We start from the raw sequence: 25,213 nt of genomic DNA, 5'->3' as shown, positions 1-25,213 counted from the left end.
CGATACGCACTCAAGTCCTGGCCTCATATCCGGACGCCTCTCGTTATGGCTCCATTGCTCATCATCGACCCTTCTTGACGCCAAGCACATAACAGCTTTGTCTGTCAGACCCCTGCCTTCTCGTACCGGGAATTCCTAGACTGGCAACACGTTACAGGAATCAAGGAGAGGGTCTTGCCTGCGCTGTTGTCAAATATCAAAGTGCTGGATCTCAGTCGGGTGTTGGCAGGCCCGTGGGCCAGCCAGATTCTGGCCGATCTGGGCGCAGACGTCATCAAGGTAGAACGCCCCGGGCGCGGGGATGATACCCGATCCTGGGGGCCACCCTTTCTGAAAAACAACGCGGGCGAGGACACCAGCGATGGGGCATATTTCATTGCGACCAATCGCGGCAAACGCTCCATCACCCTTGACCTGCAGACCCCGGAGGGGCAAGAGCTCGTCAAAACACTATGCCGCGACGCCGATGTGGTTCTGGAAAATTACAAAGTCGGTACGCTCGCACGCCTGGGCCTGGACTATGCCGCGCTGTCTGCTATCAATCCGCGGCTGATTTACTGCTCTGTCACCGGCTTTGGGCAGACCGGCCCCCGCGCAGCAGAGCCCGCCTATGATTTTCTCATCCAAGCCATGGGCGGTTTGATGAGCGTGACCGGAGAGCGGGATGATAAACCCGGCGGCGGCCCACAGAAAGTCGGCGTTCCTATTGTGGATCTCAGCACCGGGGTTTACGCCGCACTGGGTATTGTGGCGGCATTGCTGCGCCGCACCCAGACGGGTCAAGGGGAGTACGTCGATGTCTCGATGCTGGATGTGCAGGTAGGTCTGCTGGCTAACCAAGCAATGAACTTTCTATTGGGTAACCGTATCCCCAAACGTACCGGCACCGCTCACCCCAACATTCAACCGCAGCGCACGTTCAGTTGCGCCGACGGCGACATCATCATTGTGGTCGGCAACGACGCGCAATTTGTGACGCTATGCGATGTCATTGAACAGCCAGGGTTGGCCCAGGACGCCCGCTATGCAACCAATAGCCAGCGCGTCAAAAACCTGGAAAGCCTGGATCCGATACTGGATGCCGTCTTTGCAAGCCAGCCACGAGCATATTGGCTGGACAAGCTCAAGCAGGCAGGCGTGCCTGCAGGCTCTATCAACAACGTTGCCGAGGTCTTCGACGACCCGCAAGTGCAGCATCGCGCCCTGCTGCGCCACCTGCCTCATCCCGTCGCGGGCTCAGTCCCTCAAGTCATGAACCCCCTGCGTTTCGGCCACTCTGACTTGCGTGTGGATCGTGCCCCGCCGTTATTGGGCGAACACACGGACGACATTCTCAACGAACTGGGGATGAGTACCGAACGTATCCAGGATTTGCGCGCCCGCAAAATTATCTGATCCATCACAAGGAGACAGCTTTGACTATGCCCCCCGCTCTGCAAGGTCCTTATACCGCCCTGGATATCACGCTGGACAACGGTGTCGCCGTGATTCTCCTGGCCAACCCGCCCGTCAATGCACTCTCGACAGAGATGATGAACGAGCTGTCGTGGGTGCTGGACCGCATCTCCGAGACCCCAGAGGTCAGAGCGGTCGTGCTATCGGGACAAGGCAAGACGTTCTGCGCCGGCGCGGATCTGAAAAACCGTGCCGCCACGATCAAAGGACCGGGCGATCTGCCTCAGCACTCGCGCAGGACGCGGGAGTGTTTTCACGCCATTCGGGAATGCGCCAAACCGGTCATCGCAGCGATTAATGGCCCGGCCTTGGGTGCCGGTCTGGCGATCGTGGCTTCTTGCGACATCCTGATTGCCGCGACGACTGCCACGGTAGGCCTGCCGGAAATCAATGTCGGGCTATTGGGAGGCGGCCGTCACGGCATGCGCTTGTTCAGCCACTCGCGCCTGCGCCGCATGATGCTGACGGGCTTGCGAGTCGATGGCAACGAGCTATACAGATTGGGCATTGTCGAGGCTGCCGTGCCGGCCGAAACACTGATGGACGAGGCCATGGCGTTGGCGCGCGAGCTTGCCTCCAAGAGCCCGCTCGCCTCGGTGCTGGCGAAACAAACGCTCAATGCCATTGAGGAAATGAGTCTGCGCGATGGCTATCGCTACGAACAGGATATGACGGCTGCCATCGCAAAAACGGAAGATGCACAAGAAGCGCGGCGCGCCTTTCTGGAAAAACGCCCGCCGGTTTTCCAAGGCCGGTAAGACATCCGATCCGTTCACGCAGAACGTTCACGGGTAACGAGACAAGGCCTGCATAGGGTTTTGCTCGACACGCGTCCAACAAACAAGGAGACATCATGTCAGGAGCGCTGGACGGCGTAAAAGTATTGGATCTGAGCCGTGTGTTTTCTGGCCCCTGGGCGGCGCAGATGCTGGCGGATTTCGGTGCACACGTCATCAAGGTCGAACGTCCTGGCCGCGGTGATGACGTGCGCCATCAGGGCTACAAGATGCCAGGCCCTGATGGCACCCCCGGCAGTGAAACATCGTCGTTTGTAGCCATGAATCGGGGTAAACAGTCGCTGACCATCGATATTTCGCGCCCGCAAGGCCAAGACTTGATTCGCCGCCTGGCGCAGAATGCGGACATTCTGATTGAAAATTTCAAGGCCGGCGACTTACGCCGTTATGGCTTGGACTATGCGGCGCTATCGGAACTGAATCCGCGGCTCATTTACTGCTCGATTACGGGATTCGGGCAGGATGGCCCCTATAGCCATATGCCCGGATACGACCCGATCTTTCAATCGATGAGCGGTTTGATGAGCGTGACCGGCGTCCCCGACGGTGAACCAGGTGCCGGCCCCGTCAAGGCCGGCTATTCGGTATCCGACCTCACTGCCGGGTTCTACGCCGTGTGCGCCATGTTGGCTGCCCTGCACCATCGCGATCAGCATTCCGGCCGTGGACAGCACATCGATCTGGCATTGCTGGACGCCCAGATCGCAGCGATGTCGCATATCGGCATGAACTATCTGGCAACGGGCACGCTGCCTAGGCGTACGGGGTCGTCTTCCCAGATCACGGCTCCGTTCAGGGCCTTTGCCTGCGCAGATGGGCATCTCATGGTAGCCGTTGGCAACGACACCCAATTCCAAAGTTTCTGCAGCGTGATCGGCCTGCCTGATTTGGCCAACGATCCGCGCTTTGTCACGAATCCCAAACGCGCTGCGGCACAGACCGAGCTTTCCAGCCTGATAGAGCCGGCCATGCTCACGAGAAAAGTCGGTGATTGGATCGTCGCGCTGGAACAGGCCAAGGTGCCGTGCGGCCCGATCTATACCATGGATCAAGTCTTCGAAGACCCTCAAGTCAAACATCGGCAGGTAGTGGGACAGATGCCGCATCCCAGCCTGGGCTCGATGCCTTTCATTCGCAACCCGATTCATTTTTCCGGCACGCCAGTGACAACGAACCGGCCACCTCCATTACTGGGCGAACACACGGCCGAGGTCCTGGTTGATGAACTCGGACTCACTTCAGACGAGATCGCGCAACTGCAACAGGACGGCATCGTATGACCTGCCCCGACCCCTCTCTGATCGAAGAAATCCGCGATAGCGCACGAGACTTTCTGCAACGGCTGGATCAAAAGAAGCGTAAACGTCTGAATGCACCACTGGACCGAGACTATTGGCGCACCATCGCGGACGTCGGTTGGCTAGGGCTGGCAGTGCCCGAACAACATGGAGGGCTGGGTCTAGGCTGGCATGCGATGGCAACCGTGATGGAGGAAGCCGGTCGAGCCCAACTGCCCGAACCTCTGATCAGCGCTGCCATATTGCCTGCCGCAGTCCTGACGCGCCTGGAGGACCCGCAGGGCGCACAGTTCCGCGAATCGTTGTTGAAAGACATCTGCAACGGTGAGCGTATCGTCGCACTCGCGTGGCAGGAAACCGATGGTCAGTTGGAGACCGAAGAAGCCGCCGGCGCGTTCGGTGTCAACGTCACCTGGCTCGAAAACACCTATGTGCTCAATGGCGAAAAACGCCATGTCATCCCAGGCGACGATGTTGACGGCTGGCTCGTGTCCGCCGACGGCGAGCAAGACCTCGCACTGTTTTACGTTGCGGCCCATACACCTGGCGTTCAGGTCCGCCGTTATATGCGCGCAGACGGCAGCCGAGCCTGCCACTTGATACTGGAATCCGTTGCTGTATCGCCAGAAGCATTGATAGCCCGGCACGGCGTGGCAGACGCGATTGATACGGCATTGGACTTGAGTCGTCTGATGCAATCTGCCGAATTGATAGGCGCAGCTCGTCAGGTATTGGCGGACACGGTAACCTATCTGAATACGCGTCAACAGTTTGGTAAACCATTGGCCTCGTTTCAGGCCTTGCAACACCGGCTCGTTGATACCACGCTGCAAGTCGAGTTGGCGGCAAAGAGTCTATTGAATGCGCTGAACAGCCTCGAGCACGGTGATCGCGCTGCTATCCGAGCCACCGCCAGCCGCGTAAAAGCACGCGCCGCCAAGGCCGGACTGGAAGCCGGACGCCAAGCGGTGCAATTGCATGGCGCCATCGGATACACCGACGAATGCGACGTCAGTCTGTATTTCAACAACGTGCTGCATCTGGCCTCGTGGCTGGGCAACGCCACGGCACATCGGCAGCGGTTTCAGGCGCTGACGCCTGTTCCCCCGCAAACGGACGACGAGGACCACGAGACCTCAATCATAGACGAAGCATTTCCCCGCCATGCCGACTGGAACACCATGCCGGAGGAAGAGTTTCGCGCCCTGCTTCAGCGATTTTTCCGGCGCTATTACCCGCCGCACTTGCGCCATGTGGCGCGGCGCTTGCACTGGAGTGAAATCAAAGACTGGTATTTCACACTTTCCCGCCAAGGCTGGATTGCACCGTCGTGGCCGCTGGAGCATGGCGGCATGGCCTTGTCTCCGGCACGGCTGATCGCCTACATCGAAGAAGCCGAACGCTACGGCGTAGCACGCGCCCCGGATCAAGGCCTGATCATGCTCGGGCCCATCCTGTTTCGCTACGGCACTCAAGCACAGCGCGACCGGTTTCTACCCGGCATCCTGTCAGGTGAAGACGTCTGGGCCCAGGGATATTCAGAACCGAATGCGGGCTCCGATCTGGCGGCGGTCCGCTGCGAGGCGGTCATTGACGGCGACGACCTGATCGTCACCGGGCAGAAAACCTGGTCTACGTTGGCGCAGGATGCGACACATATGTTCATGTTGGTGCGTACCGACAAGACAGTCAAAAAACAGGCAGGCATCAGTTTCCTATTGGTCGATCTGCGCACACCGGGCGTCACTCGCCGTCCGATCCGGACACTGGCAGGCCACGAAGAATTCTGCGAGGTGTTCTTTGACCAAGTCCGTGTCCCGCGCAGCAACCTCGTAGGCGAGCTCAACGCCGGCTGGACTATTGCCAAGGCCTTGCTCGGCTTTGAACGCTTGTTCAGCGGCAGCCCCAAGCATGCGAATCACACGCTGCAGCAGATATTCCACCTCGCGCGCCAGCGAGGCTTGCTGACGGATCCCGCCTTTTGCGACAGATTGGCGGAACTGCGCATGGATGCGGCTGACCTGACCGCAATGTACGAAGTCTTTGCCGACATGGCACGGGCAGGCCAGCCGTTGCCGCCCGAGCTATCGCTATTAAAAATCTGGGCGACCGAAACCCACGAACGCTTGGGCGCATTGCTGATTCAAGCCACCGAAGAGTATGGCGGCGCGGCAATCGAAGAGGCACATGGCAAGGTGTACGCACTAGCCCCGTATATCAACGCCATGGCCGCCACCATTTTCAGCGGCACCAACGAAATACAACGCAATATCTACGCCAAACAGGTTCTGGGTTTGGACGTGGCATAACTCGCGCGACGATCGCGCCACAAGGAGACGACTAATGACAAGCCCTCGCGCCATCCTGGCCGCCGTTTTTGCCCTGGCACTAGGTGCAGCACAACCCATTTCCGCACAGGCGGCTCAACCCTGGCCCAATCAACCGATACGTCTGATCGTGCCCTACCCGCCTGGAGGGTCGGTCGATAGCTTGGCGCGGTTACTCGCGCCTACTCTGGGCAAAAAGCTGGGACAAACCATCGTTGTGGAAAACAAGGCCGGCGCCTCGGGCACCATCGGTGTAGATGCCACCGTCCGTGCCACACCGGACGGATCGACGTTTGGATTCGGCGTTCCAGGGGCGATATCTGGACTACCCCACGTGATGAAGGTGCCCTACGATGTTTCCAAGATCCAGTACGTTTCGCTCGTCGCACGTATTCCCATGGTGTTCGTGGTCAATCCCACATTACCAGAGACCACCCTCTCCGCCTTTGTCGACGCCGCGAAACAGCATCCCGGGAAATACAATTATGGTTCGGCAGGTAATGTGACCACGCCGCATTTAGGGGTCGAGTTGCTGAAGCAGCAGACAGGTATCGACATCGCACACATTCCCTACAAGGGCGCCGCGCCGGCTGTCACTGCACTCTTGGCCAATGAAGTGCAGTTATTTCTGGGCGATGCTTCGGCAGTGCTGGGGTTCATCAAGGCCGGCAAATTACGTGCGCTGGCGGTCGGCAGCGCCGAACGCTTTGAGGGCCTGCCCGATATCCCAACGACTAAAGAACTGGGATTTCCCGGCGTGCAGGTTGAATCGAACTATGGGGTCATTGCCCCGACGGGCACTCCCACGGACATCGTGAACAAAATGGCCTCAGCGATTGCCGAATCACTTGCCGACCCCGAGTTGCATCGCAAGATGATCGACCAGGGCGCCGTACCTGCAGCCACCACACCGGACGAATACCGCTCGCTCATGGAAGCCGAATCAACGAAATGGGGAGACGTCATCCGCCGAGGAAAATTGGGCCTGCAGTAAATAGACTGCCCTGACTACTAGGGCGCGCACTATCAAAGCTGCACGCCGCTGCAGGCTGCCGTATAGTGTGATCGCCCTCTGCCTCTCCGAACGACCATGCCCTCTGTCAAAGCCACTAGCCCAAGCCTGGACCTGACTGCCGACCTGCATAAATGGCGTGCTTTCATCGCCATTGCGGAATTGGGCAGCATCACGCGGGCCGCCTTGCATCTGGATCAAGATCAGTCCGTGCTCAGCCGCCGCATCAACGCGCTCGAACGCGAGTGCAATGCTCGCCTGTTCAATCGTACCGGCCGCGGCGTGCATTTGTCTGAGGTGGGGCAACGGCTCTTTCCACTCGTTCGCACACTATTGGATGATGCCGAACGCCTGGAGCTCGAGGTCAATGGCCAGGCTCGAGAACCCGCTGGCGAAGTCAGGCTGGGCCTGCTGCCATCGACTGCACACCCCATGATACGCAGGCTATTCTCACGTCTGCGCAAACAATTTCCCAAGGTCCATCTGAGAATATTCGAGGGCTCCAGCGGGCAGATCGAAGAATGGCTCACCGATAGCCGGGTGGATATCGCGATCCTGTATCGTTATGCGGAAAAATGCCCGCCCGGGGAAACAGCGCTGGCCTATGTGGACTCGTATTTGATTGGCGCGGCGAACGATCCGCTCACGCAATCCGCTGAGATCGATTTCGATGCGCTGGACGGCCTGCCGTTCATTTTGCCGGGCGCGCCGAATGGTTTGCGAAATACGCTGGATGGCCTGGCGCGGGCACGCAAAATTACCATATCACCGCTAATTGAGGCCGATTCGCTACCCTTGATGAAGTCTATCGTGGAACACGAAAACATGTACACGGTGCTGCCTCTGCATGCAGTATGGCAGGAAGTGCACGAAGGACGGCTCAGCGTCGCCGCACTGCGCAACCCGACCATGGGGCGGATTATTTCCATGGCTTACGCTCGCAGCAAAGGCCCCGGCCGCACGGTCAAGGAGGTCGCAGATCAAATCGAGGCGCTAGTGCGAGAAATCGGTGATGAGGGTATCTGGCACGTCAGTCCATAGCCGTACGTGCCTTGGCCGCAAGATTAAAACCCGTACAGATGCGCCGGATTATCTACCCATACCTTCTGACGCAGCACATCAGTTTCCAGCCAGTCCCACGCCAGATCAATCAACGCATCCGCAGCCGGGGCGTTCTCGCCCATGCGTACATAGGGCCAATCCGATCCCCATAAGACCTGATCCGGATTCGCAGCGACAAAAGCATCGTGCAGTGCTTTGACGTCGGCATAATCAGGCGCTGCCCCGACCCGGCAGACGCTCAATTTCATCCAGATCGTGCCCTCAGCCAACTGCGCACGTAGCAGTTGAAACACCGTGTCGGCGTATCCACGTGCGGGCGCCAGGCTGCCCATATGGTCGATCACCAGCGGCAGACCCAGCCGTACCAGTGACGGAAGATGCCGCTCATAGACATCGCTAGGTCCCCATAGCTGGGCATGCAGGCCAAACTGCTTCATGCGCGGCGCCAGTGCCGCCACCTGTTCAAAACCTATGCTGCCTGGGAATAACCGGCCAGCAGGGTCTCTCGCCTCGACAAAGCGCAACGCCCGCACGCCCGCGTCGGCCATCTTCTGGAGCTCGGTATCGCTGACACTGGCGTCCGCTACAGCGGCCCCTCGCAGACGCCCCTGCCCACGCGCGAGGGCATCCAGCAATGCTGCGGGATTTGTCCCATAGGGCGCAGGCTGAACCAACACGCCCCGCTGGGCACCCAATGTGTCCAACATCGTCAGATAACGCTCGGCGGGCGCATCCGGTGCTGCGTACGATGACGCATGCTGCAATGGAAACCGGTCATACGGCCCAAACACATGGCAATGCGTGTCGCACGCCTGCGCCGGCAATTCATGGCGCGGCCGGCCAGGCATACGCGGGGTTTCAATGGTTTCGGGAACGTACGAGATCGCCTGCGATTCGAGCATCATGGCTTATCCTGATTCACGATAGGAGGCAACGTGCTCAAGCTCGGTTGGCCAGAGGCGATCGGCACGTCCAATGGCTCCGGCGCCTCGTCGGGCATGGGAATCTCATGCGCATTCAAGGTCATCGATACCAGCGTGTAGTAGCCAATGACGGCCGTTAATTCGACCACACCCGCGACACCCCATTGTGCAACCGCCTTTGCGTGCAGAGCCGACTCCACGCGGCTGGTTTCCTGCAGTTGCCGCGCGTATTCGTAGACGATCTCGTCGGCGGCCGTTTCAAATTCCGGCACGCGCCGTTCGCGGATGGCATCCAGGACACTGGCGTCGATACCGGCGTCCAGCGCGGCCTGCGCATGAATATGCCACTCGATCTGGCTGTTCCAGCGCCGTGCAGTAACGACAATCGCCAACTCGCTCACGCGCGGCGGCAGGCTGGTACCGAATCGCAGCAAAGCGCCAAAGGCCTGCCAGCGTTCCGCCAACTCAGGGTTGTGCAGCGCAGCACGCAACGGGCCCACCAATCGGCCACGCGGCCCGGATACGATACGTTCATAGACGCCACGCTGCGCCTCGTTCATCGTATCGGGCGTGGGAAATGGAATACGGCTCACTGAATTCTCCTGGCTGCACTGGCACTCATACTGCAGCATCGTCTGGTTGACTGCGGACGACCGAAGGGCGCTCACTGAAACGGCGATGCCAAACCGCCAAGGCAGGATGATCATCGCGCCATGGCAGATCGGCAAACCGATAATCCATGTACGACAGGGCGCAACCTATCGATAGCAATCCTAAATCAAAAGGAGTTTTCTCTAGTTCGGGAGCCTCTTTTTCCAGAGCGGCCAACACCGCTCTCACCTTCAAGTCAAAAGCGCTCAGCCATGCGGGCGTCTGCCTTTCCTGAGATTTATTGCGCTCTTGACGATACAGCAACAGTGCATCGAGAAACCCGTCACCCAATGCCTGGCGGCGCTCGGCAGTCAATCGTGCTTTCGGTTCGCTGGGCAATAATCCCGTACCTGCCAGCCCATCCAGATACGCGCAGATCACCCGCGAATCGTAAATGCCTGTGCCATCGTCCAATACCAAAGTCGGCAATTTAATCAGTGGGTTATCCGGCACCAGATCCAAATTGGGTTTGTCCATCGCAACAGGCGTACGTACGCACGTCACCTGATCTTCCATGCCGGCCTCGTACAACACGATCATGACCTTGCGTACAAACGGCGAGCGTGGCGACCAATGCAGTTTCATGCGTTTCTCCTGATATGGCTTTACCTTCTTAGACAGGATGATATGAGACCGTCTTTTAACTGGCTATGCCAGGAATGACAAATCTGCTATGCAGGGTTTGAGAATGGTTGTTGACTCGTCTCCCAGAAAGTCAGACATCCGCACACTCTGCGTATGCCTGACATCAAGGCAGTATTGGCACAATCAACGATTCACCAACGTTTTCGGCAACGTCAGCGTCAACGCCGCACCGATCACCGCTATGCAGGCAATAAAAATTACACCGTTATCCGTACTACCTGTCACGTCTTTCACAACCCCGACGACATAGGGACTGACGAATCCGCCCAATCCACCAAAGCAATTAATCATCGCTACCCCCGCCGCCATCCCAACCCCTGATAGAAAGAGCCCTGGGATCGTAAACAACATAGAGGTCGTGCTGTAGGCACCAATTGCCGCAATGGTCAGAGCAAAAAGCGCCATGCCCATCGAATCGTGGAACCAGACACTACCAATGAGACCAGCGCATACACACATGAACGGTCCCACCAGATGCCAGCGACGTTCACGCATACGATCCGAATTGCGGCCGATCAAATACATAACAATAAAGGCAGCGGTAAAGGGAACAGCGGTGTACAACCCCACATGCATGACGTCGCCGACGTTAAGTTGCTGAACCAGTGTCGGTAGCCAGAACGACACACCATAAGAACAAATGGCCGAGCAAAAGCAGATGCAGGTCATTTTCCAGACGCGACGGTCTCGCAGTGTTGCCGCCAGCGAACCCGTGGACTTATCGTTCTTGGCCAACGCTTTCTCGGCCGACAGGTCGGCCTCGATCAGTTCGCGCTCGCTGGATGACAACCAGGTTGCCACAGCGGGGCTGTCCGCCAAATACTTCAAACAAAGCAGGCCCAACAGTAATGACGGTACGGCCTCGATCAAAAACATCCATTGCCAACCGGATAGAGCGTGCGCGCCGTGCCCCAATTCGATGATAGCGCCCGATAGCGGTGCTCCTATCATGCCTGACAGAGGAACAGCGCCGACAAACAAAGCCACCATCTTGGCGCGCTTATTGGCAGGAAACCAATAAGTCAGGTACAGAATGACGCCCGGATAAAAGCCGGCCTCAGCGGCTCCCAACAAAAAGCGGGCAATATAAAACTGAGTGGGCGTCTCGATAAAGGCAAAGCTGGCCGAGATCACCCCCCACAGAATCATGATGCGCGAGATTGTTTTCTTGGCGCCAATGCGCATCATCAACAGATTGCTGGGGACTTCAAAGATCAAGTAGCCAATGAAGAACAGCCCCGCGCCCAATCCGTAGACTGTGTCGCTGAAACCCAGGTCGTTCAGCATATGCAGTTTGGCAAAACCGATATTGATCCGATCCAGGTAGGCGGCCACATAGCAAAGCATCAAGAACGGCATGATGTGTAAAGCGACCTTGCGGTACACCGCGTTGCGCTCAGTCGCCTGGCCCGCGTGCACAGGTGGATTCAATGTTGCCTGCATGGTTTATCCCTTGAGAATGTTGCATAGGTACCCGGCGAACCGGGCCTCGCGTTTATGACTTGAGTTGAAAAATAGCCTCGACTTCGACCGCCATCCCGGACGGTAACGAAGACGCGCCTGTTGCAATACGAGCATGGCGGCCACGATCGCCCAAAACGGCTGCAATGAGTTCAGAGGCCCCGTCCAGCACCTGGGAATGCGCCGTGAAGTCTTCAGCACAATTGACCACACCAGCCAAGCGCACGGCGGCCACAACGCGATCCAATTGGTCATCGCAGGCGTGCGCCAAATGGCCCAACACGTTCAACGCACATATCTGTGCAGCCTCACGACCGGCCTCGATACTGATGTCACGGCCGACGCGACCGGAGAACTTCAGCACCCCATCCAGACGTGGCGCCTGGCCCGCAATAAACAGCAGATCTCCCGCCCGCATGGCGGGCACATATGCGCCGCGTGGCGGATTTGTGGAGGGCAGCGTCATCCCCAATTCGCGCAAGCGTGCGGAAAGCGTGGCGGTACTCATTTCAACTGCCTCCAGTCGCCCTGGTGGCCCTGCCAATTGATGGAATGTCCGAGCGCACGCATGACGCTGCCTCGCAACGCACGGACCATACCTGCGTATTCCTCCATCGCGATGCCATCGTGCGCGGGCTCCGGCGCCATGAACATGCCGTCCACTCCGCCACTGGCCACACATAATTCAGTACTGCGCGTTTCCAGCTCCGGAGAATGAAATACCACTGGGTTCTCGAGCAATGCCGACAAGGCCGCCACAACACCGGTAGCACCAAAGTTGGACACATTGGATACGACGAGCCAGTCTGCCGCTGTGACGGCAGCAACTCCACCGCGCCCTGGAATACCTGTGTCCGCTGCTTTGGGAGAAAAGCCCGGCAAGTCTTCAGCAATCACTCCCATGCCCAGTTCGTTGCCCCCGTCACCGATGCCAATGAACGGAATTCCTGCGGCTTTGGCTTGATCGAACAGATAGTCCAAATTGGCAACCAGACCGTCCAAGGGTCGACCGCCGAGGCCGTGATACAGGCCCTTGGCGTTACGGCCAGGCCGCTCAATCGCGATGGCCGCACTGGGTTGCGTAATGCGGATCAGATCGTCGCATATGGCGTGCGCCCCAAGATTGTCTTTGGGAACTGTCTTGATATAGACAGGCCGTAGGAAATCGAAAGGTTTAATCACGCCATCGTGTGGAAACGGCATGGGCGCCAAACCCGCTCCACGGCAAGTAGCAACCATCATTTCCTCCCAATCTTCGTCGATGACGATCACTGTCTCGCGGCTCAGCCCGAGAAAAAACGCGCGCGCCATCAAGGCCGCACCAATCGGACCATCGGTTTCAGGCGCGCCGCCTCCCTCCGGAAAACCCGTAGCGATCAAGATTGGACCTCTACTTTGCTGAACAGCCTGCACTAGCCGCTCAGCCGCCCCCATGCAGGCATAACCAGGCTGGCGTTTTTGCAGCGCGTTATAGAGATTGCCGATCAGGCCCACGCCGGTGTAATCGACACGCATGAAATCGTCGATCGTGCGAGCGACGCGATGATAAGTAGTGGAATCAGAATTCAACATGGCGGGTACACTCAAGCGGTCAACGCGTCAACAAACATGGCGGCATCAACATTGCCGCCGCTCAGTACGACAGCAATGGTCTTGCCGGTCACATCCAATTTGCCTGCCAATAACGCAGCTAACGGCACGGCGCCGCCGGGTTCGACTACCAGCTTCAAATGCTGATAGGCGATCTTCATTGCGCGCCTGACATCGTCATCACTGACGACCAGACTACCCGCCAGAAAATGCAGATTGATAGGGAACGTCAGCTTGCCGGGGCGTACGACTTGCAACGCATCGCAAATCGATTGCGCGCCTGGTGCATTGCTCTCGGGCTGGCCAGAAGCGAGCGAACGCGCCAACTCGTCAAAACCCGCTGGCTCACCCGCATAGACCGCAGTCTGCGGCGACAGAGCCTTGACCGCTGTTGCCACGCCGGCCACCAAACCGCCACCACTGCTGGCAGCGATCACCGCGTCCAACGTCACGCCCAAGGCCTGGGCTTGTTCGACCAGTTCCAGACCTACCGTGCCCTGCCCAGCCATGATGTCGGGGTCATCGTACGGCGGCACAATGACTGCGCCGGTTTTGCCGGCGATCTCTGCACCTATAGCCTCCCGATCGTCTTTTAGGCGGTCGTACAAAATAACGTTCGCACCGTTAGCTCGCGCACCTTCGATTTTTGCTTTGGGCGCATCGGCAGGCATGATGATCGACGCGGGAACGCCCAGCGTGCGTGCGACCGCAGATGTCGCCAGCGCATGGTTGCCCGACGAAAACGCCACGACGCCAGCCTGTTTCTGTGAAGGGCTGAGCTGCAGAAGCCGATTGCAGGCGCCACGAAACTTGAACGCGCCGGTATTTTGCAGCGACTCGGCTTTCACCAGAATGCGGGCGCCCAACAAGTCATTGAGCGCGGCGCTTTCCAACAGTGGCGTACGCACGATGTGCGGGCGAATGCGCTCGTGGGCCTGTTGTATGTCGCTAAGCGACACAGCAAAAACGTCTGGGGTGGTTGAGATAGTGGTCAAGACTGTTCCTGGCTGAATGTGAAATTGCTCAGCCATTACAGCCCGCCACACCTATAACAACAAATTTTGTTTTTGGATGGAAATCAATAAGATAAGCTTATTCATAACCACTTTCCCAGGGAAAACCTCACCAAGCCGCTCAGCTAAGTGAGTGGCGATCAGGGTAAGCACTAATGTATGAACCCTAGCGTTCGACCGGCTTGGCGCGTGGGCGGCGACGCGGTCCCGCAGCTGCCTGCCGGGCCACCTCGCAGGCCAACTCGGCCAAAGCGACCTTGGTCGCTTGGTCACTGCCCCGCGCGTAAGCCACGGCAAAGCTCAAATCCCGCAGCTTCAATTGCGTACGCCGCACCTTGAGACGTCCCTGCTCCACCTCTTTCAACACAGCCAGGCGAGGAACCACGCAAACGCCGAACCCATCCTCTGCCATGCGTACGATGGTCGACAGCGACCAATTCGTGAAGATCCGCGGAGAGCCGTGTTCAGGCGTAGTCAGCTCCTGATAAAGATAGGTGTAGGGATAGGTCCGCTTGGGAAAGGTAATCAATGGATGAGCCGTCACATCGCTATTGGACAAAGGTTCCTTGCCCAGCTTTAACGACGGCGCCGACAAAAAATTCAGTTCATAACTGCAAAGCGCCGTTTCAATCAAGTCCCCGTCCTGTTGCGGTCCCAGCAAAAACGCCATGTCCAACTCACCGGACTTGACCGCCTCACGCAATGTCGGCGTGATGTCCACCACAATATCGATAATCAGATTGGGATACCGCTGACGGCACTGTTCCAGAAACTCTACCAACCATGTGTGCACGATCGTTTCAGCAACACCCAACCGCATGACGCCGCTCACCGCTTGATCCTCTGCAACTTTCAGCATCATCTCCGCATGCAATGCCATGAATCGCTCGGCGTAGTCATAGAGCACTCGGCCCTTGGCTGTCAGCTTAATAGCGCGAGCGCTGCGATCCAGCACCTTGATGCCCAGCTCCGTTTCCAACGCGGCAATGCGCTGCGATACCGCTGGCTGAGTAGTATGCAGTTTGACTGCAGCCTTGTTAAAGCTGCTGAGATTGACGACCCAGTAGAAGACCTCGAGGCTTTTGAAATTCATCTGACCCGCCCCCCTGCTGCTCGGAGATATCGCTCATGCCGCCGAGACAATAAAAGATTTTTCCACGGGATTGTACATAGGCGCTGATCGCCTATAGGAGACTCGCTACCGTTCCTTCCGCTCGCAGGAACGTCAGTCCTGAAGCGCCAAACGAGGCAATACCCGTCGCGCTGTTGCCGTCGTCGCCTCGGCAATGTCGGACACACTCTGCCCTCGCAGTTCGGCTAGAACCTGAGCAATACGCGGCAATTGATCGGGGGAATTGCGCCGATGCGGCTCATACAACCAAGCAGGAGGAATATCCGGAGCATCGGTTTCCAAGACCAGATGCTCCAGCCCGACATCCACAGCGTGACGACGGATCTGCAGGGCACGCGGGTAAGTCATTGCGCCCCCTAACCCCAACGCAAAGCCGCGATCCACAAAGGCATGCGCTTGTTGTTCACTGCCGTTAAAGGCGTGGGCGATGCCTCCGCGCACGTCCGTGCGACGGCGCAGGTATTTCAGCAGGATGTCTTGCGACCGGCGCACGTGCAACAACACGGGCAGATCGAACTCCGCGGCCAAGGCCAGCTGCGCATCGTAGAAATATTCCTGGCGCTCGCGCGGCTCGCCTGATGCGATGTCCTGGACGAAAAAATCCAATCCAATCTCGCCTATCGCCACGAAACGGGGGTCATCCAACGCGCGGATCACGGCTTGGCGCAAGGTATCCAGATCGGCATCCTGGGCACGGCTCACGTAAAGCGGATGGATACCCAAGGCATACGCGCCGCCCGGGATCTGTGCGGCCAGATCCTGCACAGTAGCGAAATTTGCGACCTCGACCGCCGGAATCACGATCCTGCGCACATCGGCCGCCCATGCCGCCTCAGCCACCTGCGTTCTGTCAGGATCGAATTCAGAGGCGTCGAGATGACAGTGTGTGTCGATCAACATGGCAGCCTCGTGCCGATGAGTGGGTTACCCCGAAACCAATTGCCCGCGCTCCATCAGCAATTGCCGATCCGCGCGCGCAGCCAATTCGATGTCATGCGTCACAATAGCAAATGCCGTGCCGGACTCGCGATTCACCTGGGTCAGCAGCTCGAACATTTTATGGGCGGTGCCACGATCCAGGTTGCCAGTCGGCTCGTCGGCCAACACGCAGGCGGGCCGTGTGACCAGCGCACGCGCCAGCGCGACACGCTGACGCTCGCCACCGGACAACTGACCTGGGTAATGCTCGGCACGCTCGGCCAAACCCACGAGCGACAGCACTTTGCGAGCCGCCTCGCGCGCCGTGTCACGATTTTCGCGGCGCACGATCAAGGGCATCGCGACGTTGTCCAGTGCAGAAAATTCCGACAGCAGATGGTGAAATTGATACACGAACCCCAGACTGCGATTACGCAAGGCGCTTTTTTGGACCTCGGACAGCCCCGCGGCTGAGACGCCGTCAACCGTGACCTCGCCAGCGCTCGGCACATCCAGCAGTCCCAGGATGTGCAATAACGTGCTCTTGCCAGAACCGGAGGCGCCGACAATCGCCACCATCTCGCCGCGTTCGACGGTCAGGCTGACGTTGTCCAGGACCTGGATACGGGCGGGACCTTCGTCATAGACCTTGCTCAGGTTGTTGGCCTGCAAGGCGGGGGTACCCGCCTGTAGTGTCAAGTCGTTATCAGTCATGGCGCAGCACCTGTGCGGGTTGCAGGCGCGAGGCGCGCCAACTGGGATACAAGGTGGCCAACAACGACAGCACGAACGACGTCACTGCGATCACGACGATATCTTGAGATTGCGGATCGGACGGCAACTCGCTGATGAAATAGATTTCGCGAGGCAGGAAATGAACACCGAGCAGGCCTTCGATAAATGGCACGATGACATCCACGTTGTAGGCGATCAACACGCCGAACACAACGCCCATGATCGTCCCCACCACACCGATCAACATGCCTTGCACGAGGAAAATGCGTGCAATCACGCTCGGTCTGGCGCCCAAGGTGCGCAAGATCGCGATGTCGGATTGTTTGTCCTTGACCACCATGACCAGCGAGGACAACAGATTAAAAGCCGCGACCGCAACGATGATCGCCAGGATCAGGAACATCATGCGTTTTTCGGTCTGCACGGCGGCAAACCAGGTGCGGTTGTTGCGCGACCAGTCGCTTGCCATCACATACGGCGGCAAGGTTTTGGAAAGCTCGAGCGCCACCTGCGGCGCGCGCTGCATGTCCTTCACCCGCAGGCGTACGCCGCCGGTGCCGCTGTCGCGGAACATCTTTGCCGCGTCTTCGTTATCGACGAAAACCAGGCTGGAGTCGTACTCGTAATGGCCGGATGAAAAAATGCCGGCCACAGTGAACTGACGCATGCGCGGCGCAAAGCCTGCCGGGCTGATCGAGCCCTGCGGCGCCATCATCATCAACGTATCGCCGACCTTTACCCCCATCATGTTGGCCAGGTCACTACCCAGGATGGCGCCAAAGCTTCCGGGCTGGAGGTCGGAGAGTTTGCCACTGACCATTTGCTGGGGCAGATCCGACACCTGCCCTTCGCGCTCGGGGTCGATACCACGCACCTGTGCGCCACGCAGCGTCTGACCGCGCACCACCATGGCCTGCGCGGCGACAAAGGGCGCGGCCCCTTTGACCTCGGGATTGCGCTCGGCCACGCTGGCAAATTTTTGCCATTGCTCGATGACACGCTCGGGCGAAGCGCCCGGGATGTACAGCTCGATATGCGGCAGCACCGACAACATGCGGTCGCGCACCTCTTTCTGAAAACCGTTCATCACGGACAGCACGACGATCAGGGCAGCGACGCCCAGCGCAATACCCACCATGGAACTGGCGGAAATGAAAGAGATAAAGCCATCGCGGCGGCCACGGCGTTTGCGGAGTCGGGCCATCCCCGCATAGCGGGCGCCGATCCATAGTTCATAAGGTATTTTCAGCACGCGTGCATTATGGCATTAACTGGGACGTGAGTTTGAACCGCAAACACCAGGGCAGTTCCCAGATGTACCAGGAAACAACATTCGGAAATATGTGGACGGAAATCGGGAAGCGTGTCGATCTCTGATAATTCCGAGACAGTGTCTCGGAAATTCGATAGCTCGCAACGACTACAATCGTCGTCATGCTGATCGTAATTCCGGGCGCTCTGCCCTCTTTACCTGTTGCCGCCGAGTTGGCGCGCTTGCTGCCGCAGCGCGCGCCTGTTCTGCACGGCTGGCTGCAGTCCGCCGCCGCCCAGGTGAACGGTTTTGATGTCCGCGCGCAAGGCTGTACGCCGTATGAGGCTTGGCAGCTTGAGCAAGCTGGCTATCGGCCCGCCGCCGGGACACCTGCAGGAGCAGGGCTGGGGCCATTTTTGGCAGGTGACGTCGTCAACGACGACCGTCCGGTATGGCTGGCCGATTTGGCGCATCTGTCTCTAGGCACGGATCAAGCCGTCTTGCTGGATCCAGGCCTGATGGACATCCGGGCGGACGAGGCCGAGACCCTGTTGGCCACGGCGCTGCCCAGCATTGAGGCTGCGGGCTTCGGCGTCACTGCCCTGACACCGCAGCGCTGGCGGTTGACGCTGCCCGAGGGTCTGGAACCCCGCACAGGCAGCCCGGCCGCCGTCGCCGGTCAACCATTGCGCGACTGGTGGAGCCAGGACGCCGCAATGCGGCCCTGGCGGCGTTTGCTCAATGAAATACAAATGGCCTGGTATGAACATCCGGCCAACGAGGCCCGGGCCGAACGAGGGTTGCCGCCCGTCAACGCACTGTGGCTGTACGGTGGCGCACGGCGCTGGGAAAAAGCTCCGACGAGTTCGGTCACGAGAGATGATTCCGCCCCGTCTGCGGGCCAAACGCATCTCCTCACGGAACTGGATGCCGCCCATCGCGCCGAAGACTGGGCGACTTGGCTCGACGCTCTGGCCGATCTGGACAAGCATCATATCCAGCCGCTCAGCGGCGCCTCCGGCCTGCCTGCGCAGCCGGCACAACTCATATTGCTGGGCGCCGATCGACGCGCCACGCTTACCTTGCAACCGCGCAGCCGCCTGCTCGCCTGGCTGCCTGCGCCTAAAAAGAATTGGAATTCCTGGTGGTCTCGCCCCGTCTAACTGTCCGATCGACCAATCACGATGCCCGACTCTCGCTGGAGGCCGCGGGCATTCATCCGTTGCTAGCCCGACTATGGGCGGCACGCGGGGTGACTCATCCCGAGCAAACCCGCATGGCGTGGCCCGCGTTGATTCCTCCCGGGGGCCTGACCCACGTGGATCACGCCGCCCGCATTCTGGCCGACGCGATCTCGGCAGGGAAACGATTGCTGATCGTCGCCGATTATGACTGCGATGGGGCCACCGCCTGCGCCGTCGGGTTGCGGGCGTTGCGTGCCTTTGGGGCCAATGTCGATTTCCTGGTTCCCAATCGTTTTGAAACCGGCTATGGCCTGTCGCCTGCCGTGGTCGATCTGGCCTGCGCCCACCGCAATGGCAAACCAGACCTGATCATTACCGTGGACAACGGGATCGCAAGCGTGGATGGGGTCGCCGCGGCGAATGCAGCCGGCATTGGCGTGGTCGTCACGGACCACCACCTGCCCGGCGACACCCTGCCCGACGCGTTGGCCCTGGTCAACCCCAATCAGCCGGGCTGCGGCTTCCCCTCTAAAAACCTGGCTGGAGTGGGCGTCATCTTCTACGTGATGCTGGCCGTCCGTGCCGAACTGCGCCGGCGCGGGGTTTACCCGGCCGACGGCGGCCCCCGCCTGGACGCATTGTCCGATCTGGTTGCCTTGGGCACCGTGGCCGACGTGGTCAAACTGGACAACAACAATCGCCTGCTGGTCACCCAAGGCCTGCAGCGCATGCGGGCGGGACGGATGCAGCCTGGGCTGCGTGCCCTCTTTGCCGTCGCCTCGCGCGAGCCGCGCAATGCCAGCGGCTTTGACCTGGGATTCGCAATCGGTCCTCGTATCAACGCGGCTGGGCGATTGGCGGACATGAGTCTGGGTATCGCCTGCCTGACCACCGATGACGAAGCCGAGGCGCTGGACATGGCGCGCCAGCTCGACCAGATCAATCGAGAACGCCGCGGCATCGAAGCGGAAATGCGCGAACAGGCCCTGGCTGCCATGGAAAGCGCAGGAGCCGCCCCTGGCGCGACAGTCTGCGTGTTCGATCCAGGCTGGCACCAGGGGGTGGTAGGCCTGGTCGCCTCGCGCCTGAAAGAGAAATTCTGGCGCCCTACCCTGGCCTTTGCACCGGCCGACGATGACGAAATCCGGGGTTCCGGCCGGTCTATTCCCGACGTGCATCTGCGAGATGTCCTGGATCTGGTGTCCAAGCGCCATCCGGGGCTGATCCGCAAGTTCGGGGGGCACGCCATGGCGGCGGGCCTGACGCTGGGTCGCCAGGATTTTGCCGCCTTTGCTCCCGCCTTTGACGCGGCGGTCCAGGAACTGACCGGGCGCAATCATTTCGAGCCCCTATTGGAAACAGATGGTTCGCTCGAATCCGGCTATGCCAATGCCGAGGTGGCCACCCTGCTGCAACAACAGGTTTGGGGCGCAGGCTTTGCCGCCCCGCTGTTCCTGGACGAATTCATTGTCCGCAACCAGCGTCTGGTGGGCGAAAAACATCTGAAACTCTCCCTGGAGCGCGGCCACCAGCGTTTTGACGCCATCTGGTTCAGCCACGACCAGTCGCTGCCTGAACACGTGCAGGTCGCATACCGTCTCGAGCCCAACGTCTGGAACGGCGTCGTGTCCGCTCAGCTCGTCGTCGAGCACGCGGAGTAATCCACGCTAAAATGTTGGGTTTCGCTTAATTGCTATCAGGATTCACCATGGAAGCCGAACGTCAGAACCAACTCGCCGCCCGCCTCGCTGACTACGCAGAGCGCGAGTTGGCGTTACGGGGGTATCTTTGACTACGATCTGAAGGCCGAACGCCTGCAGGTCGTCAATGCAGAACTCGAAGACCCCGCGGTCTGGAATGACCCCAAACACGCCCAGGATCTGGGGCGCGAGAAAAAGTCCCTCGAAGACGTCGTCGAAACGCTGAGCGCGCTGCACAGCGGCATCGCGGATGCCCAGGAGCTCTTCGAACTGGCGGCCGCCGATGACGACGACGCCACGCTGGAGTCCATTGAGGGCGACGCCGGCAGTTTCCAGGAGAAACTGGAGGGCCTCGAATTCCGCCGCATGTTCTCGAATCCCGCCGATCCGATGAACTGCTTCCTCGACATCCAGGCCGGCGCTGGCGGCACCGAAGCCCAGGACTGGGCCTCGATGCTGCTGCGGCAATATCTGAAATACGCCGAACGCAAGGGTTTCAAAGCCGAGGTGCTCGAAGAATCCGAGGGCGAAGTCGCGGGCATCAAATCCGCCACCATCAAACTCGAAGGCGAGTACGCATTCGGCTTTTTGCGCACCGAAACCGGCGTACACCGCCTGGTGCGCAAGAGTCCCTTTGACTCGTCGGGCGGCCGCCATACCTCGTTTGCCAGCGTGTTCGTCTACCCCGAGGTCGACGACTCGTTCGAAATCGAGGTCAACCCGGCCGACTTGCGCGTGGACACCTACCGTGCCAGCGGCGCGGGCGGCCAGCACATCAACAAGACCGATTCGGCCGTGCGCTTGACCCACATGCCCACGGGTATCGTGGTGCAGTGTCAGAACGACCGTTCACAGCACCGTAACCGTGCTGAAGCCATGCAGATGTTGAAATCCAAGCTCTACGAGCTGGAGATGCGCAACCGCATGGAGGAACAGCAAAAGCTCGAAGACTCCAAGACCGATGTGGGCTGGGGCCACCAGATCCGTTCGTACGTGCTCGACCAGAGCCGCATCAAGGACCTGCGTACCAATGTGGAAATTTCCAACACACAGAAAGTCCTGGACGGCGACCTGGACCCATTCATCCAGGCCAGCCTGAAGCAAGGCGTGTGATACGACGGCTTGCACCGCGTCCTGGTGCAAGCCTCACTCCTAAAGAGGGCAAGCGCATGACCGATACGATTGCAATTCTGACTGGCGCCTCGCGCGGTATTGGCGCAGGCTTGGCTCGCGGCCTGGTCCGCCCCGGCACGCGGCTGATCACTCTGGCACGCCGCGCCGACCCGGAGCTGGCCGCCTTGGCACAGGCGCAGGGCGTTGAGCTCGAACAAATCCAGGTCGATCTTTCCGATCTGCAGGCGGCCGAACAAACCGCCGAACGTGTCTGCGCCTCCCTGCCTCGCGATGCCAAACGCTATCTGCTGATCAACAATGCCGGCACCGTCGAGCCCGTCGCGACCGTTGGGACATTGACTGATGGAGCCGCTATCAATACGGCCTTTACGCTGAACGTGTCCGCCGTGATCCTACTGACGGCCCGGTTCATCGCCGCCGTGCAGGGTCTGCAAGCCGATCGCCGCGTCTTGAATATCTCGTCGGGCGCGGGCCGCAATCCCAACGCAGGCTGGGGCGTTTATTGCGCCACCAAGGCCGCCGTCGACATGTACACCCGCGTGCTCAAACAGGAACAAGGCAGCAACGGCGTACGTACCGTCGCGCTAGCTCCCGGCATCGTTGACACCGGCATGCAAGAAACTATCCGCGCCAGCGATCCCGCCGATTTCCCGGCGCTGGCCAAATTCCAGGAATTCCACGCCACCGGCAAATTGGCCTCCCCCGCCGACGTCGCCGCTCGCATCCTGGCCTATCTAGACCGTGACGATTTCGGCACAACTGAAATCGACGATATCCGCAATTACCAGTAATCACCATGACCGACCATACGCCCGCCGCCCCGTCCGCCCAAGATGAAAACCGCTTGATCGCCGAGCGGCGCGCCAAACTGGCCAAACTCCGCGAAACCGGCGTCGCCTATCCCAACGATTTCGTCCCGGACGCGCGTGCAGCCGACTTGCACCGCCAATACGGCGAACAAGAACAACAAGCCTTGGCTGATGCCAGTGTGCAAGTCAAAGTCGCCGGCCGCATGATGCTCAAACGCGTCATGGGCAAGGCCAGCTTTGCCACCGTCCAGGACAGCAGCGGCCGCATCCAGATCTATCTGGAGCGCGGCACGCTGGGCGAGGACGTCTACGCCGCGTTCAAACAATGGGACATCGGTGACATCATCGCCATCGAAGGGTCGGTCTTCAAAACCAACAAGGGCGAGCTCTCGGTGCACGCGACCACGGCGCGCCTGCTGTCGAAATCGCTGCGCCCCCTGCCCGACAAATTCCACGGCGTTGCAGACCAGGAACTGCGTTACCGTCAACGCTACGTCGATCTGATCATGACCGAAGGCACGCGCCGCACTTTCGAGGCGCGCAGCAAGGCCATCGGCAGTATTCGCCAAGTCATGCTGGACTCGGGCTTTCTCGAGGTCGAAACGCCCATGCTGCACCCCATCCCTGGCGGTGCCGCGGCCAAGCCTTTCGTCACGCACCACAATGCGCTGGACATGGAAATGTACCTGCGCATCGCGCCCGAGCTCTATCTCAAGCGCCTGATCGTGGGCGGTTTCGAGCGGGTCTTCGAGATCAACCGCAATTTCCGTAACGAAGGTGTCAGCCCGCGTCACAACCCCGAATTCACGATGATGGAGTTCTACGCGGCCTATGCGGATTACCGCTGGTTGATGGATTTCACCGAACACGTCATCCGCGAAGCTGCCATCGCCGCCACCGGCAGCGCCGTGCTCACGTACCAGGAACGCGAGCTGGACCTGTCCAAGCCCTTTGACCGCCTGACCATCTGCGAAGCCATCCTCAAATACGCGCCTGATTACACGCAGGCCCAACTGGATGACATCGATTTCGTCCGTGGCGAACTCAAGCGCCTGGGTGCCGATGTCTCGGGCCCCGTGCTTGCACGCGCCGGACTCGGAGCATTGCAACTCGCGTTGTTCGAAGAAACGGCCGAAGCGAAACTGTGGAGCCCGACCTACATCATCGACTACCCAGTCGAGGTCTCGCCACTGGCCCGCGCCTCCGACACGCGCCCCGGCATCACCGAGCGTTTCGAGCTGTTCATGACCGGCCGTGAGATCGCCAATGGTTTCTCGGAATTGAATGACCCCGAAGACCAAGCCGAACGTTTCCGTTCCCAAGTCGAAGCCAAAGACGCTGGCGACGAAGAAGCCATGTACTACGACGCCGATTACATTCGCGCGCTGGAATACGGCATGCCTCCGACGGGTGGCTGCGGCATCGGCATCGATCGCCTGATCATGCTGCTGACCGACAGCCCCACGATCCGTGATGTGCTGTTGTTCCCTCACCTGCGACGCGAAGACTAATCGGACTGGACCGCCATGCTCGTCAAAATACTGATCATCGCGGTCTTCATCGTCCTCATCATGTACGTGGTGCTGCCCAAGCGCCGCGCCCCTGCCGTATCAGCCGCACCCACACGCGGCAGCCGGCTGGCCCTGAACTTGTTCGCCAGCGCGGCCACACTGCTATTCATCCTGGCGCTTTTCTGCCTGCTGCTCTGGCTCGGCGGATTGGCGGGCGTCATCACGGGCGGTGGCGAGGTGCTCAATGGCACTGGCCTGCTGCGCATCGGCGGTGTGCTGTTCGTGCTGTCTATCGCTTGCGCGCTGGCTGCTTGGACAAAGCGGCCGCGCTGATCCGATACGTGGCAAGCTCGCCGTTGTGTGCGAGGAAAGATGCCGGTTTATTGAGCGTTGCAACGCGAGGATATGAGTGCTATCAGGCGTTGGCGCGCTGGCAGGACGGGGATCTAGTGCTATTGGACGTCGAAGCGGGGCAGTGACCGTGTTGGCGCTTCACGGAGTCGGTCGGCCGCCTGCGCGTCCGACTGCCGCATCGCTCGTCTCGTNCGGCCCCTTCGGGCCTNCCTACGACNTCCGCTCGCGCGACTCCGAGGCGCGCCAACAC

At 59.6% G+C, this 25,213-nt stretch carries 23 protein-coding genes; 12 read left to right on the top strand and 11 right to left on the bottom strand.

All coding sequences use genetic code 11. The annotated features are described in order from the left end of the window. Positions 1-174: 174 nt before the first annotated feature. The 6 genes from ACNA0J_RS18460 to ACNA0J_RS18435 all read left to right on the top strand — a co-directional run bounded on the left by ACNA0J_RS18460 (position 175) and on the right by ACNA0J_RS18435 (position 7,930). Positions 175-1,395 (top strand): CaiB/BaiF CoA transferase family protein, encoded by a 1,221-nt coding sequence (locus ACNA0J_RS18460; RefSeq protein WP_415820314.1) that lies wholly within the window; start codon positions 175-177, stop codon positions 1,393-1,395. Positions 1,396-1,421: 26 nt separating this feature from the next. Next, complete coding sequence (locus tag ACNA0J_RS18455) at positions 1,422-2,213, top strand: enoyl-CoA hydratase/isomerase family protein (protein ID WP_415820389.1); 792 nt, start codon at positions 1,422-1,424, stop codon at positions 2,211-2,213. Between the two features lie 95 nt (positions 2,214-2,308). Next, complete coding sequence (locus ACNA0J_RS18450) at positions 2,309-3,532, top strand: CaiB/BaiF CoA transferase family protein (protein ID WP_415820313.1); 1,224 nt, start codon at positions 2,309-2,311, stop codon at positions 3,530-3,532. Further along, positions 3,529-5,859 (top strand): acyl-CoA dehydrogenase, encoded by a 2,331-nt coding sequence (locus ACNA0J_RS18445; protein WP_415820312.1) that lies wholly within the window; start codon positions 3,529-3,531, stop codon positions 5,857-5,859. The genes ACNA0J_RS18450 and ACNA0J_RS18445 overlap by 4 nt, the downstream gene beginning before the upstream one ends. Before the next feature lie 34 nt (positions 5,860-5,893). Beyond that, positions 5,894-6,871, top strand: a complete 978-nt coding sequence (locus ACNA0J_RS18440) for a Bug family tripartite tricarboxylate transporter substrate binding protein (protein ID WP_415820311.1) — start codon at positions 5,894-5,896, stop codon at positions 6,869-6,871. Between the two features lie 96 nt (positions 6,872-6,967). Then, positions 6,968-7,930, top strand: coding sequence for a LysR family transcriptional regulator (locus ACNA0J_RS18435; RefSeq protein ID WP_415820309.1), 963 nt, complete (start codon positions 6,968-6,970; stop codon positions 7,928-7,930). 23 nt (positions 7,931-7,953) lie between these two features. Here the strand turns inward: ACNA0J_RS18435 and ACNA0J_RS18430 are convergent, their stop codons facing one another. From ACNA0J_RS18430 to ACNA0J_RS18380, 11 genes are all read right to left on the bottom strand, one after another. Next, entirely contained in the window at positions 7,954-8,856 is a 903-nt protein-coding gene (locus tag ACNA0J_RS18430; protein WP_415820308.1) for an amidohydrolase family protein, read from the bottom strand. Then, the gene (locus tag ACNA0J_RS18425) at positions 8,853-9,467 is read right to left on the bottom strand and encodes a carboxymuconolactone decarboxylase family protein (protein WP_415820307.1); all 615 of its coding nucleotides are present in this window, start codon (positions 9,465-9,467) and stop codon (positions 8,853-8,855) included. Before ACNA0J_RS18425 ends, ACNA0J_RS18430 begins: the two co-directional genes overlap by 4 nt. Before the next feature lie 25 nt (positions 9,468-9,492). Next, positions 9,493-10,110, bottom strand: a complete 618-nt coding sequence (locus ACNA0J_RS18420; RefSeq protein WP_415820306.1) for a glutathione S-transferase family protein — start codon at positions 10,108-10,110, stop codon at positions 9,493-9,495. A gap of 183 nt (positions 10,111-10,293) precedes the next feature. Continuing rightward, the gene (locus tag ACNA0J_RS18415) at positions 10,294-11,613 is read right to left on the bottom strand and encodes an MFS transporter (protein WP_415820305.1); all 1,320 of its coding nucleotides are present in this window, start codon (positions 11,611-11,613) and stop codon (positions 10,294-10,296) included. A gap of 52 nt (positions 11,614-11,665) precedes the next feature. Continuing rightward, complete coding sequence (locus ACNA0J_RS18410; protein ID WP_415820303.1) at positions 11,666-12,139, bottom strand: RidA family protein; 474 nt, start codon at positions 12,137-12,139, stop codon at positions 11,666-11,668. Further along, complete coding sequence (locus ACNA0J_RS18405) at positions 12,136-13,203, bottom strand: DUF4392 domain-containing protein (protein WP_415820302.1); 1,068 nt, start codon at positions 13,201-13,203, stop codon at positions 12,136-12,138. Before ACNA0J_RS18405 ends, ACNA0J_RS18410 begins: the two co-directional genes overlap by 4 nt. Positions 13,204-13,214: 11 nt before the next feature. After that, complete coding sequence (locus tag ACNA0J_RS18400) at positions 13,215-14,216, bottom strand: threonine ammonia-lyase (RefSeq protein WP_415820301.1); 1,002 nt, start codon at positions 14,214-14,216, stop codon at positions 13,215-13,217. 184 nt (positions 14,217-14,400) lie between these two features. Next, positions 14,401-15,327, bottom strand: a complete 927-nt coding sequence (locus ACNA0J_RS18395) for a LysR family transcriptional regulator (RefSeq protein ID WP_415820300.1) — start codon at positions 15,325-15,327, stop codon at positions 14,401-14,403. 132 nt (positions 15,328-15,459) lie between these two features. After that, entirely contained in the window at positions 15,460-16,266 is an 807-nt protein-coding gene (locus ACNA0J_RS18390; protein WP_415820299.1) for a TatD family hydrolase, read from the bottom strand. A gap of 24 nt (positions 16,267-16,290) precedes the next feature. Further along, positions 16,291-16,998: a lipoprotein-releasing ABC transporter ATP-binding protein LolD gene (gene lolD / locus ACNA0J_RS18385; protein WP_415820298.1), complete on the bottom strand. Its 708-nt coding sequence runs from the start codon at positions 16,996-16,998 to the stop codon at positions 16,291-16,293. Beyond that, positions 16,991-18,223, bottom strand: coding sequence for a lipoprotein-releasing ABC transporter permease subunit (locus ACNA0J_RS18380; protein WP_415820388.1), 1,233 nt, complete (start codon positions 18,221-18,223; stop codon positions 16,991-16,993). The genes lolD and ACNA0J_RS18380 overlap by 8 nt, the downstream gene beginning before the upstream one ends. 230 nt (positions 18,224-18,453) lie before the next feature. On the opposite strand from ACNA0J_RS18380, the gene ACNA0J_RS18375 reads away from it, so the two are divergent. The 6 genes from ACNA0J_RS18375 to ACNA0J_RS18350 all read left to right on the top strand — a co-directional run bounded on the left by ACNA0J_RS18375 (position 18,454) and on the right by ACNA0J_RS18350 (position 24,942). Further along, complete coding sequence (locus ACNA0J_RS18375) at positions 18,454-19,434, top strand: hypothetical protein (RefSeq protein WP_415820297.1); 981 nt, start codon at positions 18,454-18,456, stop codon at positions 19,432-19,434. After that, positions 19,416-21,116, top strand: coding sequence for a single-stranded-DNA-specific exonuclease RecJ (gene recJ / locus ACNA0J_RS18370; RefSeq protein ID WP_415820296.1), 1,701 nt, complete (start codon positions 19,416-19,418; stop codon positions 21,114-21,116). The genes ACNA0J_RS18375 and recJ overlap by 19 nt, the downstream gene beginning before the upstream one ends. Positions 21,117-21,163: 47 nt before the next feature. Beyond that, positions 21,164-22,268 (top strand): peptide chain release factor 2 gene (gene prfB, locus ACNA0J_RS18365; RefSeq protein ID WP_415820295.1). Its coding sequence is split into 2 segments (ribosomal slippage): positions 21,164-21,244 and positions 21,246-22,268, totalling 1,104 coding nucleotides; the frame shifts between segments, so codons are not numbered across the junction. A 56-nt stretch (positions 22,269-22,324) separates the two neighbouring features. After that, on the top strand, positions 22,325-23,080 hold the full coding sequence (locus tag ACNA0J_RS18360) for an SDR family oxidoreductase (RefSeq protein WP_415820294.1): 756 nt from the start codon (positions 22,325-22,327) through the stop codon (positions 23,078-23,080). 5 nt (positions 23,081-23,085) lie between these two features. Then, positions 23,086-24,609, top strand: coding sequence for a lysine--tRNA ligase (lysS, locus tag ACNA0J_RS18355; protein WP_415820293.1), 1,524 nt, complete (start codon positions 23,086-23,088; stop codon positions 24,607-24,609). A 15-nt stretch (positions 24,610-24,624) separates the two neighbouring features. After that, positions 24,625-24,942: a hypothetical protein gene (locus ACNA0J_RS18350; RefSeq protein ID WP_415820292.1), complete on the top strand. Its 318-nt coding sequence runs from the start codon at positions 24,625-24,627 to the stop codon at positions 24,940-24,942. Positions 24,943-25,213: the final 271 nt, after the last annotated feature.

This window comes from Bordetella tumbae (assembly GCF_965139195.1).
Taxonomy (GTDB): Bacteria; Pseudomonadota; Gammaproteobacteria; order Burkholderiales; family Burkholderiaceae_B; genus Bordetella_A; species Bordetella_A tumbae.
This window is presented reverse-complemented; position numbering and strand designations above follow the sequence as displayed.